We start from the raw sequence: 1,110 nt of genomic DNA on the forward strand, positions 1-1,110 counted from the left end.
ACGGCGGCGATCGCGCACACCGCGGCGATGGACAGCGCCATCGCCCGCAACGGCCGGGCGACGGCCAGCAGCAGGGCGACGATGACACCGGCGGCGAAGGCGAGCGCCATGAGCGGACGGAACGAGACGACCTGCGCGATCGGGAACGTGCGCTCGAGCCGGAAGAACGACGGCCAGGTGAGGATCGCTGCCGCGATGGCGAACAGGACCGTCACGAGGATCCCGGTCAGTCGCAGCACGTCGCGACTCTATGACAGCTGTCTGGGAGATCGGCGGATGCCGCACCCGTCTGTCCCGCCCCTGCGCCGCTACGCTCGTGGGGTGAGTTCAGCACGGCAGAGGTTCGAGGGCCCCAGCGACCTCCACCTGCACTCGGTCTACTCCGACGGCACGGAGTCGCCCGCGGAGGCGATGCTCGCGGTGCACCGGGCGGGGGTGCGCACCGCCGCCCTGACCGACCACGACACGACCGCGGGCTGGGCGGAGGGTGCAGAGGCGGCTACGTCTCTCGGCATGACCTTCCTCGCCGGCATGGAACTCAGCGCCACCGACCGCTGGCGCAGCGTGCACGTGCTGGCCTATCTGTTCGACCCCGACGACCCGGGCCTGCGCGCCGAGACCGAACGCATCCGCCGCGCCCGGCTCGGGAGGGCGGAACGGATCGTCGAGGCGATCGGGCGCGATTACGACCTCACCTGGGCAGACGTCGTGGCCGAGACCGGCGACGGCGCGACGGTCGGCCGCCCGCACATCGCCGACGCCCTCGTCGCACGCGGCCTCGCCCGTGACCGGGCCGAGGCGTTCTCCGGCATCCTCGCCCCCACGAGCGGCTACTACGTGCCGCACTACGCCCCGGACGTCCGCGATGCGGTGCGCCTCATCGTCGCCGCGGGCGGCGTGCCCATCATCGCCCATCCGACTCCCGCCGGCCGCGACCGCATGATGCCGATGCCGCTCATCGACGAGCTCATCGCGCTCGGCCTCGGCGGGTTCGAGCTCGGGCACCGAGAGAACACCCCGGAAGGCATCGCCGTGCTGCAGGCGGTGGCCGACGAGCACGACCTCATCGTCACGGGATCCAGCGACTACCACGGCCGGGGAAAGCCCAAC

Annotated in this window: 1 protein-coding gene and 1 pseudogene; one reads left to right on the forward strand and one right to left on the reverse strand. The window is 72.2% G+C overall.

All coding sequences use genetic code 11. The annotated features are described in order from the left end of the window. Positions 1 to 239, reverse strand: a pseudogene (locus NQ160_RS24090) (endonuclease/exonuclease/phosphatase family protein); the annotation flags it as partial. Positions 240 to 276: 37 nt separating this feature from the next. Between NQ160_RS24090 and NQ160_RS24095 the strand changes: the two are divergent. Beyond that, the coding region (locus NQ160_RS24095; protein WP_374113714.1) for a PHP domain-containing protein at positions 277 to 1,110 on the forward strand (834 nt) is incomplete at its 3' end.

The sequence above is a fragment of the Microbacterium sp. zg.Y909 genome (assembly GCF_024626565.1).